Below are 15,646 nucleotides of genomic sequence, written 5' to 3' on the forward strand. Positions count from 1 at the left end.
TTCGTGACTTTCTATTGAAGGGCAATAGACGTTATTTTCCGGTTTGCATCCCGGCAGGATTGATCGCATCAATTCGTCTGGATCTTTTCCGGACAAAGGTTTTTGTAATGCCGCTGAAATTCCCCCTGTCGATATGTCTTCTCGGCACGTTCCTCGTCACCTCCGCGCAGGCGCAGGAGGCCGTGAAGGGCGTCGTCGAATTGTTCACATCGCAGGGATGTGCGTCCTGCCCGCCGGCGGATGAGGCGTTGCGCAAGATGATCCAGAAGGGCGATGTCGTCGGTCTTTCTTACCATGTCGACTACTGGAATTATCTCGGCTGGACCGATTCGCTGGCATCGAAGGAAAATACCGAACGGCAATATGGTTACATGCGCGCACTCGGTCGCAACGGGGTCTATACGCCGCAGGCCATTCTGAACGGCCGCGACCACGTCAAGGGTGCCGATGTCCGCGGTATCTATGACAGGCTGGACGCCTTCAAGCAGGAGGGCAAGGGGCTGAACGTGCCTGTTTCGTCGAAGTTTGCCGGAAACGAGGTGGAAATCGATATCGGTGCCGGCAGCGGCAGGGCGGATGTGGTGGTCGCCTATTTTACCCGCGAACAAACGGTGGATGTGCAGAAGGGCGATAACCAGGGCAAAAAAATGTCCTACTGGCACAGCGTCTACGATGTGCAGACCGTCGGCATGTGGGATGGTTCACCGATGACGGTGAAGCTTCCGGCAAGCGTGGTGGCAAAGGTGAAAAAGGGTGGCTGCGCCGTGCTGTTGCAGACGGCAAATGCCAGCGGCGATCCGGCGGCTATCGTCGGCGCAAGTATTCTGCTGGGGAATGAAACACAGTAATCGCCACTCTGGCGATGGAAGATCCGATCCGGGCATTGGGGGCTGGGGGTAAAGGGTCAATGCACCGGACCGGGTCATCTTGGTGCCTAGGCATCAATTGACAATAGGACTATTCCACCCAATTCGGGCCATGGTTTGACCGAAATACGGCAGCCCCGCCTAAAATGGGTGCCTAAATGGTTACCAATTTTTACCTCTGCTTTTATGGCGTCAGCCCCTCAGCGGAGCTTTGGCAGCAGGTGCGGTCACGCCTCCTGCTTGCCCATTGCTGCCTGAAGCGTGTCAAACTCTCCTGATGGCGCAAGGCTTGCAATTTTGATGCCTCAGGCTCACATTGATCTAATGATTTGGGTGGATTCGGAGGTATTGGATGACCGATCAACCGGATGTGCAGCAGGTGCAGACCGCTTCACGCGACAATTCCACCGTTATCGATCTCCGTGAATATAAGACGAACAAGGACCCTTTGCCGGTCACCTTTCACCGCCGCGAGCTGGATGCGATTCTGCGAATCTATGGCCGTATGGTTGGCGAGGGGGAATGGCGTGACTACGCCATCGACCATCTAAAGGAGAAGGCGGTGTTTTCCGTCTTCAAACGTTCGGGTGAAATGCCGCTTTACAGGATCGAGAAGAACCCCAAGCTGGCGACGAAACAGGGCGCCTATAGCGTAGTGAATGTCGATGGCCGCATTCTCAAGCGCGGCCATGATCTGCCGCAGGTTCTCAAGGTTTTCGACAAGGTTCTAAAGCTTATCGAGTGACTTTTAACTGGCTGGTCTACCTCCAAGGGAGCGCAGGCTGATGTGGATAGTCCCAAATAAAAAGGCGGCCGAAGGGCCGCCTTTTGTATGTTTGTCTCAAAGCCTCTCAGCCTTAGTCGTTGCGGTTACCGAGGAACTGCAGCAGGAAGGTGAAGAGGTTGATGAAGTCGAGATAGAGCGTCAGCGCGCCCATGATGGCCTTGCGGCCAGCCACGGCAACATCGTCGGCATCGAAATACATTTCCTTGATCTTCTGGGTGTCGTAGGCGGTCAGGCCTGCGAAGATCAGCACGCCGATCGCGGAGATCGCGAACTGCAGGGCGCCGGAACCAAGGAAAATATTGACGATCGAGGCGATGATGAGGCCGAACAGACCCATGATCAGGAACGACCCCATGCCGGAGAGGTCCTTCTTCGTCGTATAACCGTAAAGCGAGAGTGCGCCGAACGAAGCAGCGGTCACGAAGAACGTCTGTACGATGCTTCCTTCAGTATATCTGAGGAAGATCGAGGACAGCGACACGCCCATAAGAGCGGCATAAACCCAGAAGGTCGACTGAGCCGCGGAAACGCTCATGTTCTGGATACGGAAGCTAAGGAAGAAGACCAGTCCGAGCGGTGCCAGCATGACGACCCAGCGCAGCGGTGACGCATAAACAAGGGCGCCCAGGGAGGTCAGCATCTTGCCATTCGGCAACGTTGCAACCGCGGCGGCGGGATCGGTTGTCGTAGCAAGCATGGCGAAGCCAAAGGCCGCGACGCCGGTGATGACCAGAGCCAGCGCCATCAGGTTATAAACCTTCAGCATATAGGCGCGAAGACCTTCATCGATCATCGCACCAGACTGTGCACGCGTCTGCGCCATGCGGTTCTGGTAGTTATTGAAATCAGCCATTGTTTCCTCTTTTGAGCTCCGTAATTGCTACGGTGTCGGGATACCTCCCGGGCGCCGCTGCGGAGCTTCAGCAAGCCTACTGACGAATATGATGGCAGAACGTGTCCGATACAAGGCCTTTTGCTGCCGAAAAGACACCATATGCGCGAAAAGCACTCACATTTTGGCGATCATTACAAAGAATTAATCGTTAAAGTTAAGCGGCGCACAACCGATGATCATTCCCCCGCCTGCCGCAGAACCGGTGCCGCCTTCTGCCCGAGAATCCGCCAGGTGCCGATGAGACCAATGCCAACGGTCATGACCAGGGCAATGACAAGCGTGCCGATCGCCACATCCGGCAGGAAGCTGGACGGCAGTTTCATGATGCGGGCGACCACGAACCATGCGGAAACGCCGCCGGCAAAAAGCGCGAAGACGGCTGTGGCGAGGCCGAGCATCATATATTCATATGAGAAAGCGCGGATGAGCAGGTTTCGCGTGCCGCCCAGCGTTTTGAGGATCACCGCGTCATGGGTGCGGGCGCGGTTGCCCGCGGCGAGGGCGCCGGCAAGCACCAGAACGGACGCGATGAGCGCCACGGCCGCAGCCGCGCGGATGGCGGTGGCAAGCTGTCCGACCAGCCGGTTGACGACATCAAGCGCATCCTTCACGCGCACGCTGGTGATCGTCGGATAGCTGTTGGTGACGGCACGCAATATGCGGCCTTCGTCGCTGGCGGTTGCGGAAGGGTCGGCAAGGGTCGCAAGCCAGGCATGCGGCGCGCCGCGGAAGGTATTGGGCGAAAACACCATCACGAAATTGATCGAGAGGGATTCCCACTCGACATTGCGCAGATTGGCGATCTTGGCCGTGATGCTGCGGCCGAGCACATTGACCGTGACTTTGTCACCGATCTTGAGGCCCAGATCCCCCGCCTCTTTCGCCGCGAAGGAAACCAGCGGTTCGCCGCTATAATCCGGCTCCCACCATGTTCCCTCCGTCAGCGTCGCATTTTCGGGCCTATTCTCAGAATAGGTTATGCCCCGGTCGCCGCGCAGCAGCCAGCGTCCTCCCGGCGGCACCTCCATTTTCGTTACGTCCGTGCCGTTCAGAGCCATGATACGGCCGCGCAGCATCGGTACTTCGGTCAGGGTTCCCTCGGGCGCTTCCCGTTTCAGGAGGTCGCGGAAACCCTGAACTTCGCTGCCCTGAATATCCACGAAGAAGAAATTCGGTGCCTTTTCCGGCAGACTGTCCGTCAGTTCACGGCGCAGATTGCCATCGATCAGCGTCAGCGTCACGAGCAGGGTGAGCCCGAGGCCGAGGGAAAGAACGACCGAGGGGGTAAGTGCGCCGGGGCGGTGAATATTGCCGATCGCCAGCCGAAGGGCGGCTGAATGAACGCGCGGGCTGCGTTTGGCGATGGCCTTGACGCCCGAAGCGACCAGCCGCAGCACCACGAAGGCAAAGGCGATGGCTGCAAGAAACACGGAAGCGATGAAACGGTCTTCCGCCGAAAAGATGGCGAGTGCGGCCAGCGCCGCCAGAAGCAGGCCGGTTGCGGCGAGATAAGGCCAGGAGGGCCAGGTACCCTCCTCGAAACCCTGTTCGCGGAACAGTGCCGTTGCCGGAACCTCACGCGCCTGTCCGAGTGGCACGATGGCGAAGGCGAGCGTCGTCAACAGGCCGAACAGGGCGGCAAGACCCAACGCGCTGGGATAAAAGGCAAGCCCTTCCGGCACCGGCAGCACGCCTTCCAGAAACCGCATGGCGACAAGCGGCGCGACAGCGCCGACCACAAGGCCGATCACGATACCGACGGCAGCAATGAAGGCGATCTGGAAGAGATAGGTCATGGTGACCACCGATGCCGGTGCACCCAGGCATTTCAGCGAGGCGATCGTCGTCCGCTTGGAATCGAGAAAAGCGCGAACGGCGTTGGCGACGCCGACCCCGCCGACGATGAGGGCGGTGAGGCCCACCAGCGTGAGGAATTGCGAAAAGCGGTTGACGTTTTCGGTGAGCGAGGGCGCTGCCCGGTCGCTGGTGCGGATGGACCAGCCGGCCTGGGGGAAGGCCTTGTTGGCTGCGTCGGTCATGGTTGCCCGCGTCGCCGGGTCGTTCAGTTTGATCTTGTAGGCGTGTTCGACGAGGCTGCCGGTCTGGATGAGGCCTGAAGCGAAGAGGGCGTCGCGGCTGACGACAAGCCTCGGGGCAAAACCGAAGCCATCGGACAGCGCATCCGGCTCGTCGACCACGGTGCCGGTCAATCTCAGCTTGGTATTGCCGAGCAGGATTTCATCACCGACTTTGATGCCAAGCCGTTCCAGCAGAAGCGGCGCTGCGACGGCGCCATAGGTATCGCCGCTGCCAGCCAGAAGCTCGCCCAGCGGTCGATTGGGGTCAGCGACGAAGGAGCCATAGAGCGGATAGACGCCGTCAATGGCTTTCACCTCCGTCAGGGTCTGTTCGGAGCCGTCGGCAAGACGGGCCATGGATCGCAACCCTGTGGAAACCGCGACGGTGCCGAGGCTGTCGAGATAGGAGCGCTCTTCTGCCGTCGCCTCCCTGTTGCGCAGTTCGAAGCGCACATCCCCGGCCAGGATGGACTGACCTTCGGTAGCAATGGCGCTGGTGACCGCGCGGGACACGGAATTGACGGCGGCGATCGCACCGGTTCCCAGCGCAATACAGGCGAGAAAAATATAAAAGCCGCGCAGACCGCCGCGGATTTCACGCCGGGCCAGCCTTGCGGCGTTTCTGATGTTGGCGAAAGATGGGAAAATCGAGCCGATCATGCCGATACTGCCCGTGCCATCTGGGGGCGGGCGCTGTCGCCCTCGATCTCGCCGGAGCGCACCTTGATCTGGCGCGAGCAGCGGGCGGCGAGCGACGGATCATGGGTGACGAGCACCATGGTCATGCCGCGTTCAGCCTGTTTGGCAAACAGAAGGTCGGCGATCTGTTTTCCGGTATCGGTATCGAGATTGCCGGTCGGTTCGTCGGCGATCAGCACGGCTGGTGAGGGGGCAAGCGCGCGGGCGATGGCGACACGCTGTTGCTCGCCGCCGGAAAGCTGACCGGGATAGTGGTTGAGACGTTCACCGAGACCGACGGCAATGAGTTCGCGCCTAGCGATCTCGAAGGGATTGGGGGCGTTGGCCAATTCCAGCGGAACCGCCACATTCTCCAGCGCCGTCATATTGACGATGAGATGGAAGGACTGGAACACAATGCCGATATTCCGGCCGCGAAAATCCGCCAGTGCATCTTCGCCGAGCTTGTGCAGTTGCGTATCCGCAATGACGATTTCGCCGCTGTCGAGCCGCTCCAGACCGGCAAGCACCATCAGCAAAGTCGATTTTCCCGAACCGGAGGGGCCGACGATACCGACCGCTTCACTTTCGTCGATGGAAAGATCGATGTTCTTGAGAACGTGGACGGAGGCGGCGGCGTTACCGAGGGTGAGGTCGGCCTTCTTCAGCTCTATGATGCTTTTCGTCACAATTCGCGTTCCTATATAGGGTGATGAAGCGTTCTGGCGGTCAATGCGGTCGGTGTTTCAGACAATGTGAACCAAGTTAGGAAAGCCGTGATGAGATTTAAAGCTGCCCTGTTTCACTTCATCGTCATCCTCGCGGGTGCCTTTTCCGTCGTTTCCGCAACGGCGCAGGAGCGGACATTGCAACTGGTCGGCCTCGGCGACAGCCTCATGGCCGGGTATCAGCTTCCCCCCACCGACAGCTACACGGCACAGCTTGAAGCTGCATTGAAGGCGAAGGGCATCAATGTCGCCATCACTAACGCCGGTGTCTCCGGCGATACCTCCTCCGGCGGTCTGGCCCGGGCGGAATGGTCGGTTCCGGATGGAACCGAGGGGGTCATTCTGGAGCTCGGTGCCAATGACGCGCTGCGCGGCATTGCGCCGGAACAGACGGAAAAGAACCTCGATGCCATCATTTCCAGTTTCCAGAAACGCAATATAGCCGTGCTGCTGGTCGGCATTATGGCGCCGCCGAATATGGGTGAAGATTACGCCAAGCGGTTCAACCCGATCTTTCCAAGGCTGGCTGAAAAATACAACCTGCCGCTTTATCCCTTCTTTCTGGATGGCGTCGTGACGGATGATGCCTTGAAGCTCGAGGACAAGATGCACCCCAATACCAAGGGGGTGGCGGTGATGGTGGAGAAATCTTTGCCGGCTGTTGAAAGCTTCATCAACACAATCGGTGCGCAAAAAAAATAAGCACTTGCGCCCATCTGCATTGCGTGATTCGCTATGCTTGTTCTGCCAAGAGATTCGGGGAGCTCGCCATGCCGAGACTGTTTACCGCCCTCGAAATTCCGCGCAATGCGGCGATGAGCCTCTCATTGTTGCGCGGTGGTCTGCCGGGAGCCCGGTGGATTGATGTGGAGAATTATCACATAACCCTGCGTTTTATCGGTGACATCGACGGGCGGACCGCCGATGAGGTCGTTGACAGGCTGGACCGGATCGAAAGGCCGGAGTTCCAGCTCAATCTCACCGGCATGGGTTCCTTCGGCTCCAAGAAACCGCATTCCATCTGGGCGGGGGTTTCTCCCTCACCGGAAATGCATGCGCTTCAAGCGGAAGTCGAGCGAATTTGTCAGCGGATCGGCCTCCCGCCCGATCCGCGCAAGTTCATGCCGCATGTCACACTGGCGCGGCTGCGTTCCTCGCGTGTGGATGATGTGGTGCATTATCTTTCCGGACGCGGCAACTTCCGCACCTCGCCCTTCACGGTCGGCCGTTTCGTGCTGATGTCGTCGAAGGAATCTGTGGGCGGTGGGCCTTATGTCGTCGAAGAGGCCTTCCCGCTTCACGAGGCGCGGTCCAGCTCGATCTTTTCGAGCAGCGACCTGCATCCCGCCAAGAGCATGTTGTAGACATCAAGAAACCCGTCCTCGGCCCCGTAATAGGGATCGGGGACGTTCTCCCGGCGGCCCGTGGCATAATCCATGAAGAGATGGATTTTGTGCCGATGTCTTTCCGGGCTGAGTTGAAGCAGGTTCGCCAGATTGTTTTCGTCCATAGCGAGGATGAGGTCGAAGGCCTCGAAATCAGCCCGCGTTACCTGTCTTGCCCGCTGCCGGGAAATATCGATGCCGTGTCGCCGCGCCATGGCGACAGATCGCGGATCGGGCGCGTCGCCCGCATGCCAGCCGCCGGTGCCGGCGGAATCGACGGTGATTTGGTCGGACAGACCTTCACCATCGGCGATGTCTTTCAAAACCCCTTCGGCAAGCGGCGAGCGGCAGATATTGCCCATGCAGACGAAAAGAACGGTGATATGTTTCATGAACGATGCGTCGATCCGGTCGTTGAGACGTTAGTGGTTATCAAGCGGAGGCAAGATTCATGAAATATCCCAGACTTGAACCGGACGCCATCCGGCAGGCATTGTCGAAACTCGAGGGCTGGTCGCTGCGTGAAGACGGGGCGGCGATCGTTCGCTCCTTTAAGTTTTCGAATTTTGCCGAAGCCTTCGGTTTCATGGCCGAGTCTGCTCTTGCGGCGGAAAAGCTCAATCATCACCCCGAATGGTCAAACGTCTATTCGCGGGTCAAGGTCTGCCTCACCACCCATGATTCGCAGGGTGTGACCGAGCGGGATTTTCTTCTGGCCGAAGCCATGCAGAAGGCGGCTGCGGGCCGGGGGAATTGAACGGCGGGCGCTCAGTCCCATATAATAGTCATGACCGGAGGACCGTCGATCATGGATGATGTGAAAATCGGTGAAATTCTTCTGCCGGGTGAAACCGACAAGCAGCAGGAGCGTGAGAATGTCGTGCGCGCCAAATTCTGGCCCAAGCTGAAGCGGGTGATGACCAAGGTTCCCTTCGCGCGCGACGCGGCTGCGGCGTATTATTGCGCGATCGACCGCGACACGCCATTGCGCGCCAAGGGTATTATTCTGGCCGCCCTTGCCTATTTCATCATGCCCATCGATGCGGTGCCGGACATGCTGGCGGTCGTCGGTTTTACCGATGATATCGCGGTCATTACTGCCGCACTCGCGATGATCCGCGCCCATATCAAGATGGAACATTACGAGGCGGCTGACGCCATGCTGAAGCGACAGCAGGAAGCCGGGTAACGTCTCTGTGATGTGTCCGCCCGGCAGAGCCTCGCGAGTGACAAATTCTTGCCTGAATTTATGTGTTTTACACACGAGGGAAGGGCGTGCCACGCCGTTCTCCTCAAAGCGTCGGGAAGTCGCCAATCTGTAACACCGCAAGACGTTTCCGGCATTTTATGCGTGTTGTTGACGGTTTGGTAACCGCTTTCCGACCACAATGAGAAAAGACGATCCGCACCTGAACGTGGCCGATCCAGAAAATGGAGCCCGCCGCTGCTTCGGGCCAATGGAAGACAATAACCCGGCAGGAAATTCTATGTTTGTAAGAAGTGTAGCAACCGCAGCGGCCATTTTGCTGACCAGCGTCGGCGTAGCATCTGCACAGTCGCCCACGCGCATCCAGCAGTTCAATGCCTGGGGTGCCTATTCGTACAAATCGGGCAACAGCACCGTCTGCTACGTTCTTTCCATTCCCACATCCAAGGAACCGGCAAGCGTTGACCATGGTGATATTTTCTTCATCGTCTCGCAGCGTCCCGGCCAGAACATCTCCTACGAGCCGCAGGCCATGGTGGGCTATCCGCTGAAGCAGGGCTCCAAGGTCAATGTGACGATCGATAACAAGAACTTCGTCATGTTTACCAAGGACAAGGCCGCCTGGGTTGAAAACGCCGCTGAAGAGCCGGCGCTCGTCGCCGCCATGAAGGGTGGCAAGTCGATGACGGTCAAGGCGGTTTCCGGCCGCGGTACCGCGACGTCCTATTCCTATTCGCTGTCGGGCATTTCGGCTGCTTTCAAACAGATCGAGAGCTGCAAGTAATCCTGACGCTTTGTCAGATTTGTGAATGGCCGGTCCTCGACCGGCCATTTGCGTTTTTGCCAGTTTGATGCTAAAGGCGCGGCAACATTGACAGGCGGATGCGCGAAAAGTGCTCCGCCTTTGATTTTCTCGACATGCAGACGATTTTCCGCCTTTCCGACAGGCCGGTCGTGCGATGCATGGAACGATGGGATAACGTGATGTCCGTAATGCAAGCTCCTGCCGGCCTGGCAGTCAAAGCCCCGTTGATCGCCAATAGCGATCTCATGTCCGGCAAGCCGTCGCTGATCGGCCTGACGCGTGAGGAAATGGGCGAGGCGCTGGCCGAGATCGGTGTGCCGCAGAAGCAGGTGAAAATGCGCGTCAGCCAGTTGTGGAACTGGCTTTATGTGCGCGGCGTCTCCGATTTCGACAATATGACCAATGTCGCCAAGGAACTTCGCGAGAAGCTGAAGGCGGCCTTCACCATCGCCCGCCCGGAAATCGTCGAGGAGCAGATTTCCAATGACGGCACCCGCAAATGGCTGATGCGCTTTCCGCCGCGCGGCGCTGGCCGTCCCGTTGAGATCGAGATGGTCTATATTCCCGAAGAAGGGCGCGGCACCCTGTGCATATCGAGCCAGGTGGGCTGTTCGCTGACCTGTTCCTTCTGTCACACCGGCACGCAGCGCCTGGTGCGCAACCTGACGGCCGAGGAAATTCTTGCCCAGCTGCTGCTGGCGCGTGACCGGCTCGGCGATTTTCCGGATGGTTCGACACCGGTTGGCGCTTATGTGCCAAGCGAAGGCCGCAAGGTGTCCAACATCGTGATGATGGGCATGGGCGAGCCGCTCTATAATTTCGAGCATGTGAAGACCGCGCTTCTGATTGCAACCGACGGTGACGGCCTGTCGCTTTCCAAGCGTCGTGTTACCCTGTCTACCTCCGGTGTCGTGCCGGAAATCTTCCGCACGGGTGATGAGATCGGCGTGATGCTGGCGATTTCGCTGCATGCTGTGCGCGACGATCTGCGCGACATGCTGGTGCCCATCAACAAGAAATATCCGCTGAAGGAACTGATCGAGGCTTGCCGCAACTATCCGGGTCTTTCCAATGCCCGCCGCATCACCTTCGAATATGTGATGCTGAAGGATGTCAATGACAGCCTGGAAGACGCAAAGATGCTGGTGCAGCTTCTGAAGGGCGTTCCCGCCAAGATCAATCTCATTCCGTTCAATCCCTGGCCGGGCACGAACTACCAGTGCTCCGACTGGGCGCAGATCGAAAAATTCGCCGACTTCATCAATCAGGCGGGTTATGCGTCGCCGATCCGCACGCCGCGCGGCCGCGACATTCTTGCCGCCTGTGGCCAGTTGAAGTCGGAATCGGAACGCATGCGCAAGACCGAAAGACTGGCTTTTGAGGCGATGATGATCGCCAACCACGGCGCAGACGACTGAATAAGCCGCATTTGCGCCATAAAGCTGGTTTTCCGGCGGTTCTCCGATTGATTTCGGTCTGTCTTGTTCCTAGAAAGACGAAAACAGGGAACCAACAGGAGGATATCCATGCGCGCATTCATTCTGGCTCTCGCTGCCGCGAGCGCCATCGTTCTGCCGGCCAAGGCTGAAAACGTCACCGTTGCCGTCACCGCCATCGTCGAACATCCGGCGCTCGACGCCGCCCGTGACGGCGTCAAGGCAGCTCTTGCCGCAGCTGGATACAAGGAAGGCGAGAACCTCAAGTTCCTTTACGAGTCCGCACAGGGTAATCCCGGCACCGCAGCGCAGATTGCGCGCCAGTTCGTGGGCGATGCTCCTTCGGTCATCGTGCCGATCTCCACGCCGTCGGCTCAGGCTGTCGTCGCGGCCACGCGCGACATTCCGGTCGTCTTCACGGCGGTTTCCGATCCGGTCGGCGCACAGCTTATCAAGAGCATGGAAAAGCCCGGCGGCAATGTGACCGGCCTTTCCGACATGCTGCCGGTTGGCGAGCACCTGGCGCTCATCAAGGAAATCTCCCCGAACGCCAAGTCCATCGGCTTCATCTACAACTCCGCCGAAGCCAACTCCGCCTCGACGCTCGCCCTGCTGAAGGCCGAAGCTGACAAGGCCGGCCTGAAGGTCATCGAATCCGTCGCCACCAAGTCCGCAGAAGTGCAGGGCGCAACCCGCGCACTGGTCGGCAAGGCCGACGTGATCTACGTTCCGACCGACAACACCATCGTTTCCGCTTTCGAGGCGGTAGCCGGTGTTGCCTCTGAGGCGAAGATCCCGCTTTATGCCGCTGATACGGATTCCGTTGCCCGTGGCGCGGTTGCAGCCCTCGGCTTCAACTATTTCGACGTTGGCAAGCAGACCGGCGCCGTTGTTGTCCGCATCCTCAAGGGTGAAAAGCCCGGTGAAATTCCGGCAACCGTGGCTGTCGGCACCGATCTCGTCATCAACAAGAAGGTTGCCGAAAAAGTTGGCGTCACCTTCCCTGAAAGCGTGACGAAGCGCGCCACCAAGGTCATCGACTGAACTGCAACCTGACTGAATTGCGGGCGGCGGCATTTCGCCGCCCGTTTTACGTGGCACGAGACGGTGCCCGTATCCGCCTGATGGCGGCAATAACAAGGACATTACCGTGAGCCAAATCGCCTTCTGGGGTGCCGTGGAGCTGGGACTGGTCTTCGCTTTCGTGGCGATCGGCGTCTATCTCGCTTTCCGCGTACTTGATTTTCCTGACCTGACCGTGGACGGTTCGTTTCCGCTTGGCGCCGCCGTGGCTGCCGTGCTGATCATCGCCGGTCTGAATGCCTGGGTCGCGACGGCGATTGCCATGGTTGCTGGCGCTGCCGCCGGCATTGTGACCGCCACGCTCAACGTTCGTTTCAAGATATTGAACCTGCTTGCCTCGATCCTGACGATGATCGCGCTGTTTTCCGTCAATCTTAGGGTGATGGGAAAGCCGAATGTGGCGCTGCTCAATCAGGACACGATGATTTCGCCGTTTTACGGTCTCGGCCTTTCCGAATATCTGGTGCGGCCGCTCTTTGTTGGTGCGCTGGTGCTGATCGCGGTCATTCTCGTCTGGCGTTTTCTTGAAAGCGATGCGGGCCTTGCCATGCGAGCGACGGGTGCCAATGCGCGGATGGCGCGGGCGCAGGGCGTGAAGACCGGGAACCAGATCTATCTCGGCATGGCGCTTTCGAATGCGCTGGTGGCTCTTGGCGGCGCATTGTTTGCGCAGACCAATGGTTTTGCGGATGTGACCTCCGGTGTCGGCACCATCGTTGTCGGGCTTGCGGCCGTCATCATCGGTGAGACTTTGTTCGGCGCGCGCGGCATCCTGATCGCGCTGATCGGCTGTGTCTTCGGCTCCATCGCCTATCGTCTCGCCATTCAGCTGGCTTTGTCGAGTGATGTGCTGGGTCTCAAGGCGTCCGATCTCAATTTCGTAACGGCGGTATTGGTGGCCATCGCATTGATCCTGCCGCGACTGCGCCGTGGGGGAGCAACATCGTGATTTCGCTTTCCGATATCCAGGTCGTCTTCGGGCGTGGTACGCCGCTGCAAAAGCAGGCGCTGGCCAAGATCGATCTCACCATCGAGGATGGTTCCTTCGTCACCGTCATCGGCTCCAATGGTGCGGGCAAATCCACACTTCTCGGTGTTCTGGCCGGCGATGTCCTGCCAACGGCGGGCAAGGTGATGATCGGCGGCGCCGATGTCACCCGCAAGCCGACCGCGAGCCGGGCGGGACGGGTGGCGCGCGTGTTTCAGGACCCGTTGGCGGGCAGCTGCGGTGCGCTCACGATCGAGGAGAACCTGGCGCTAGCGGCATCTCGCGGCGAGCGTCGCGGGTTGTCGTCGGCGCTTGGACGCGGTAGGCGGGATTTCTTCGGGGAACGTATCGCTTCGCTCAATCTCGGTCTCGAAAATCGTCTGAAGGACCGTATGGATCTTCTGTCGGGTGGGCAGAGGCAGGCGGTTTCGCTTGTCATGGCGACGCTATCCGGCTCGGACGTGCTGCTCTTGGATGAACATACGGCGGCACTCGATCCCGGCATGGCGGAATTCGTGATGGAACTGACCCGCAAGGTGGTGTCGGAGCGCAAGCTGACGACCCTCATGGTCACCCATTCCATGCGTCAGGCGCTAGATTATGGCACCCGGACGATCATGCTGCACGCCGGTGAAATCGTGCTCGACGTCTCCGGTGACAGCCGCAAGGATCTCGAGGTCGAAGACCTGATCGAGATGTTCCGCAAGATACGCGGCCAGACGCTTGACGATGACGAGCTGTTGATCGGCTGATTGCAAAAAGGCGCCTTCCGGCGCCTTTTTATTTACCCTCAGCGCGTTTGCGTGAAGAAAATCTTGACCGCGAAAAGCGAGAAGACACCGGCGATCGTGTAATCGAGCCCGCGCAGAACTTTCCGGTTGCGCTGCAGCCAAGCGGAGAGAACATCGGCGGCGACAACGATGCCGATACCGATCGGCAGCGCCACGATGATGGACCAGATGCCGAGGAAGATCAGTTTGCCGGTGACGTGCGGATCGGTTGCGCTGACGAATTGCGGCAGGAAGGTCATGAAAAAGATGATGACCTTGGGGTTCAGCAGATTGACCCAGATGCCGTTCAGCAAGGCTGATTTCAGGGAGGCCTGTGCTTTCTCACCGGTGCTTTTCACCATCACGAAATCCGAACCCTTGCGGATCGCCTGAATGGCGAGCCAGACCAGATAGGCCGCACCACCGGTTTTCAGGATCATGAAGGCGGTCGGCGAGGCGACGATGAGGGCTGCGACACCGAAGGCGACCAGCATCGTATGCACGGTGATGCCGATATTGGTCCCCACCAGCGTCATGAATCCTGCTGCCCGGCCTTCGCGCAGCGAGCGGCTGATCCAGAGCGTCATGTCAGGCCCCGGCGTTACCGCCAGAAGCAGAATGGCAATGGTGAAGGCGATCAATGTTGGCAGGCTCGGAACGAAATCCATCGCGGCACCCGTAAAATCTGGAGATTGCGGTTGCTTAACGCGGTTTCGTGTTTCTGCCAATGTTTTTGAGTGATGACGCGCCTGCGGGGGAGGAGAGTAGCCGCCGTACCCTTGTGAGTACGGCGGCTGGAACTTCAGTTTTTCAGGAAGCTGGTGAAGGCGGCGGAATATTCCGTATGCCAGCGTGAGAGCGGCGGGCGGTTTTGGACGATGTCCTGGGCCGCCCAGAGAATGCGCTTCTCATCCGTTGGACGATCCACTTCGCCATCAGGGCAGAGGATGTAGAAATCGCCGCGGCCGATGCTCTCGATCATGAAATCGATGGTCTGCTCGCCGGTCCAGGCGCCCTGCGGCTTTTCAGTCCTGCCATGGGCAGTCAGGCCGGTGAAGACGAAACCGGGGATCAGCAGGTGGGTGGAAACAGCGCCGTTCGGGATATTACGCAATTCGTGCTGAAGCGCTTCCGTGAAGGTTTTCACACCGGACTTCGAGACGTTATAGGCCGGATCACCCGGAGGCGTGGTGATGCCCTGTTTCGAGCCGGTATTGATGATCAGCGACGGTTCGCCATGGGTGATCATGCCCTGGCCGAAGACGCGGCTGCCATTCACGACGCCCATCAGATTGACGCCGATAATCTTTTCCCAGTTGGCCTGGGGTCCGAAGATGGCGCTGCCCGGCTGGATGCCGGCATTGTTCATGAGGACGTGGACACGCCCGAAACGCTGGATCACGGCGCGCTCCAATGCTTCCAGCTCATCGAGTTTCGAGACGTCGGTCGGAATGGCGACGATCTGCGCTTCCCCGCCCTTGGTGACGGTCAGAATATCCGCATGGGCTGCGGCGAGCTTTTCGCCATCGAGATCGACGAGCACGACGCTCATGCCGAAACCGGCGAATTTACGGGCGGCGGCAAGTCCGATGCCGGATGCCGCACCTGTTATGACAGCGACATTATCTTCCTTGAATGCAGGGTGGATGGTCGTCATAGGTTTCTCCTTCGCGTCGTTTCTGCTGTTTCCAGCGGTTTGCAACGTTGCCTGAACCTGAGTGGCTTCATTCACGGTCTTCAAGTCGATCGCGCCGCTTTATGATAAAGCGCGAATTTTCTAAATGCATGTGACAATTGCTTCGTTCCCATCCGCGCGGCCGTTCGCCATCCGTCATCATGCGCGCCCATCAATTGTTTTGTCGCTTATCTCACGGAAAAGCGCTTCACACATTTCGGGTTGCACTGTAAAAGTGCCGAAATCCCAAGGAAATGGCGGTGCC

At 58.8% G+C, this 15,646-nt stretch carries 17 protein-coding genes; 11 read left to right on the top strand and 6 right to left on the bottom strand.

The features are described 5' to 3' along the window. Positions 1 to 107: 107 nt before the first annotated feature. Positions 108 to 848 carry a DUF1223 domain-containing protein gene (locus O8B93_RS04415; protein WP_174009425.1) on the top strand — a complete coding sequence of 247 codons (741 nt, stop codon included), beginning with the start codon at positions 108 to 110 and terminating at the stop codon, positions 846 to 848. A 370-nt stretch (positions 849 to 1,218) separates the two neighbouring features. Further along, positions 1,219 to 1,611 carry a DUF2794 domain-containing protein gene (locus O8B93_RS04420; protein WP_269708552.1) on the top strand — a complete coding sequence of 131 codons (393 nt, stop codon included), beginning with the start codon at positions 1,219 to 1,221 and terminating at the stop codon, positions 1,609 to 1,611. Positions 1,612 to 1,723: 112 nt separating this feature from the next. On the opposite strand, the gene O8B93_RS04425 is transcribed toward O8B93_RS04420, so the two are convergent. From O8B93_RS04425 to O8B93_RS04435, 3 genes are all read right to left on the bottom strand, one after another. Beyond that, positions 1,724 to 2,506, bottom strand: coding sequence for a Bax inhibitor-1/YccA family protein (locus tag O8B93_RS04425; protein ID WP_080827103.1), 783 nt, complete (start codon positions 2,504 to 2,506; stop codon positions 1,724 to 1,726). A 218-nt stretch (positions 2,507 to 2,724) separates the two neighbouring features. Continuing rightward, positions 2,725 to 5,286: an ABC transporter permease gene (locus tag O8B93_RS04430; RefSeq protein ID WP_269708553.1), complete on the bottom strand. Its 2,562-nt coding sequence runs from the start codon at positions 5,284 to 5,286 to the stop codon at positions 2,725 to 2,727. Next, positions 5,283 to 5,993: an ABC transporter ATP-binding protein gene (locus O8B93_RS04435; RefSeq protein ID WP_269708554.1), complete on the bottom strand. Its 711-nt coding sequence runs from the start codon at positions 5,991 to 5,993 to the stop codon at positions 5,283 to 5,285. The genes O8B93_RS04430 and O8B93_RS04435 overlap by 4 nt, the downstream gene beginning before the upstream one ends. Positions 5,994 to 6,083: 90 nt before the next feature. On the opposite strand from O8B93_RS04435, the gene O8B93_RS04440 reads away from it, so the two are divergent. Further along, positions 6,084 to 6,734, top strand: coding sequence for an arylesterase (locus tag O8B93_RS04440; RefSeq protein ID WP_269708555.1), 651 nt, complete (start codon positions 6,084 to 6,086; stop codon positions 6,732 to 6,734). A 68-nt stretch (positions 6,735 to 6,802) separates the two neighbouring features. Further along, positions 6,803 to 7,396 carry an RNA 2',3'-cyclic phosphodiesterase gene (thpR, locus tag O8B93_RS04445; protein WP_269708556.1) on the top strand — a complete coding sequence of 198 codons (594 nt, stop codon included), beginning with the start codon at positions 6,803 to 6,805 and terminating at the stop codon, positions 7,394 to 7,396. On the opposite strand, the gene O8B93_RS04450 is transcribed toward thpR, so the two are convergent. Then, on the bottom strand, positions 7,330 to 7,809 hold the full coding sequence (locus O8B93_RS04450; RefSeq protein ID WP_269708558.1) for a low molecular weight protein-tyrosine-phosphatase: 480 nt from the start codon (positions 7,807 to 7,809) through the stop codon (positions 7,330 to 7,332). The two genes, thpR and O8B93_RS04450, sit on opposite strands and share 67 nt — an antisense overlap. A gap of 59 nt (positions 7,810 to 7,868) precedes the next feature. On the opposite strand from O8B93_RS04450, the gene O8B93_RS04455 reads away from it, so the two are divergent. The 7 genes from O8B93_RS04455 (at position 7,869) to O8B93_RS04485 (ending at position 13,688) form a co-directional block, all read left to right on the top strand. Then, complete coding sequence (locus O8B93_RS04455; RefSeq protein ID WP_269708559.1) at positions 7,869 to 8,174, top strand: 4a-hydroxytetrahydrobiopterin dehydratase; 306 nt, start codon at positions 7,869 to 7,871, stop codon at positions 8,172 to 8,174. Positions 8,175 to 8,225: 51 nt separating this feature from the next. Beyond that, positions 8,226 to 8,606 (top strand): YkvA family protein, encoded by a 381-nt coding sequence (locus tag O8B93_RS04460; protein ID WP_006310844.1) that lies wholly within the window; start codon positions 8,226 to 8,228, stop codon positions 8,604 to 8,606. Between the two features lie 298 nt (positions 8,607 to 8,904). Further along, a complete protein-coding gene (locus tag O8B93_RS04465) occupies positions 8,905 to 9,408 on the top strand; it encodes an invasion associated locus B family protein (RefSeq protein ID WP_080827110.1) in 504 nt (167 codons plus the stop codon). 266 nt (positions 9,409 to 9,674) lie between these two features. Beyond that, positions 9,675 to 10,847 (top strand): dual-specificity RNA methyltransferase RlmN, encoded by a 1,173-nt coding sequence (gene rlmN, locus O8B93_RS04470; protein WP_269708656.1) that lies wholly within the window; start codon positions 9,675 to 9,677, stop codon positions 10,845 to 10,847. A gap of 108 nt (positions 10,848 to 10,955) precedes the next feature. After that, positions 10,956 to 11,909, top strand: a complete 954-nt coding sequence (locus tag O8B93_RS04475) for an ABC transporter substrate-binding protein (RefSeq protein ID WP_269708560.1) — start codon at positions 10,956 to 10,958, stop codon at positions 11,907 to 11,909. 106 nt (positions 11,910 to 12,015) lie between these two features. Then, positions 12,016 to 12,897 carry an ABC transporter permease gene (locus O8B93_RS04480; protein ID WP_003505036.1) on the top strand — a complete coding sequence of 294 codons (882 nt, stop codon included), beginning with the start codon at positions 12,016 to 12,018 and terminating at the stop codon, positions 12,895 to 12,897. Further along, entirely contained in the window at positions 12,894 to 13,688 is a 795-nt protein-coding gene (locus O8B93_RS04485; RefSeq protein WP_269708561.1) for an ABC transporter ATP-binding protein, read from the top strand. The genes O8B93_RS04480 and O8B93_RS04485 overlap by 4 nt, the downstream gene beginning before the upstream one ends. Positions 13,689 to 13,726: 38 nt before the next feature. On the opposite strand, the gene O8B93_RS04490 is transcribed toward O8B93_RS04485, so the two are convergent. Next, positions 13,727 to 14,374 (bottom strand): LysE family translocator, encoded by a 648-nt coding sequence (locus O8B93_RS04490; RefSeq protein ID WP_269708562.1) that lies wholly within the window; start codon positions 14,372 to 14,374, stop codon positions 13,727 to 13,729. Positions 14,375 to 14,508: 134 nt separating this feature from the next. Next, positions 14,509 to 15,363, bottom strand: coding sequence for an SDR family NAD(P)-dependent oxidoreductase (locus tag O8B93_RS04495; RefSeq protein WP_269708563.1), 855 nt, complete (start codon positions 15,361 to 15,363; stop codon positions 14,509 to 14,511). Positions 15,364 to 15,646 lie beyond the last annotated feature (283 nt).

Source organism: Martinezella rhizogenes (genome assembly GCF_027460065.1).
Taxonomy (GTDB): domain Bacteria; phylum Pseudomonadota; class Alphaproteobacteria; order Rhizobiales; family Rhizobiaceae; genus Agrobacterium; species Agrobacterium rhizogenes_C.

Excerpts from the sequence above, each read along its gene's own strand:
- O8B93_RS04415 (WP_174009425.1), top strand. The coding sequence starts at position 108 with ATGCCGCTGAAATTCCCCCTGTCGATATGTCTTCTCGGCACGTTCCTC.
- O8B93_RS04420 (WP_269708552.1), top strand. The coding sequence starts at position 1,219 with ATGACCGATCAACCGGATGTGCAGCAGGTGCAGACCGCTTCACGCGAC.
- O8B93_RS04425 (WP_080827103.1), bottom strand. The coding sequence starts at position 2,506 with ATGGCTGATTTCAATAACTACCAGAACCGCATGGCGCAGACGCGTGCA.
- O8B93_RS04430 (WP_269708553.1), bottom strand. The coding sequence starts at position 5,286 with ATGATCGGCTCGATTTTCCCATCTTTCGCCAACATCAGAAACGCCGCA.
- O8B93_RS04440 (WP_269708555.1), top strand. The coding sequence starts at position 6,084 with ATGAGATTTAAAGCTGCCCTGTTTCACTTCATCGTCATCCTCGCGGGT.
- thpR (WP_269708556.1), top strand. The coding sequence starts at position 6,803 with ATGCCGAGACTGTTTACCGCCCTCGAAATTCCGCGCAATGCGGCGATG.
- O8B93_RS04450 (WP_269708558.1), bottom strand. The coding sequence starts at position 7,809 with ATGAAACATATCACCGTTCTTTTCGTCTGCATGGGCAATATCTGCCGC.
- O8B93_RS04455 (WP_269708559.1), top strand. The coding sequence starts at position 7,869 with ATGAAATATCCCAGACTTGAACCGGACGCCATCCGGCAGGCATTGTCG.
- O8B93_RS04460 (WP_006310844.1), top strand. The coding sequence starts at position 8,226 with ATGGATGATGTGAAAATCGGTGAAATTCTTCTGCCGGGTGAAACCGAC.
- O8B93_RS04465 (WP_080827110.1), top strand. The coding sequence starts at position 8,905 with ATGTTTGTAAGAAGTGTAGCAACCGCAGCGGCCATTTTGCTGACCAGC.
- rlmN (WP_269708656.1), top strand. The coding sequence starts at position 9,675 with ATGTCCGGCAAGCCGTCGCTGATCGGCCTGACGCGTGAGGAAATGGGC.
- O8B93_RS04475 (WP_269708560.1), top strand. The coding sequence starts at position 10,956 with ATGCGCGCATTCATTCTGGCTCTCGCTGCCGCGAGCGCCATCGTTCTG.
- O8B93_RS04490 (WP_269708562.1), bottom strand. The coding sequence starts at position 14,374 with ATGGATTTCGTTCCGAGCCTGCCAACATTGATCGCCTTCACCATTGCC.
- O8B93_RS04495 (WP_269708563.1), bottom strand. The coding sequence starts at position 15,363 with ATGACGACCATCCACCCTGCATTCAAGGAAGATAATGTCGCTGTCATA.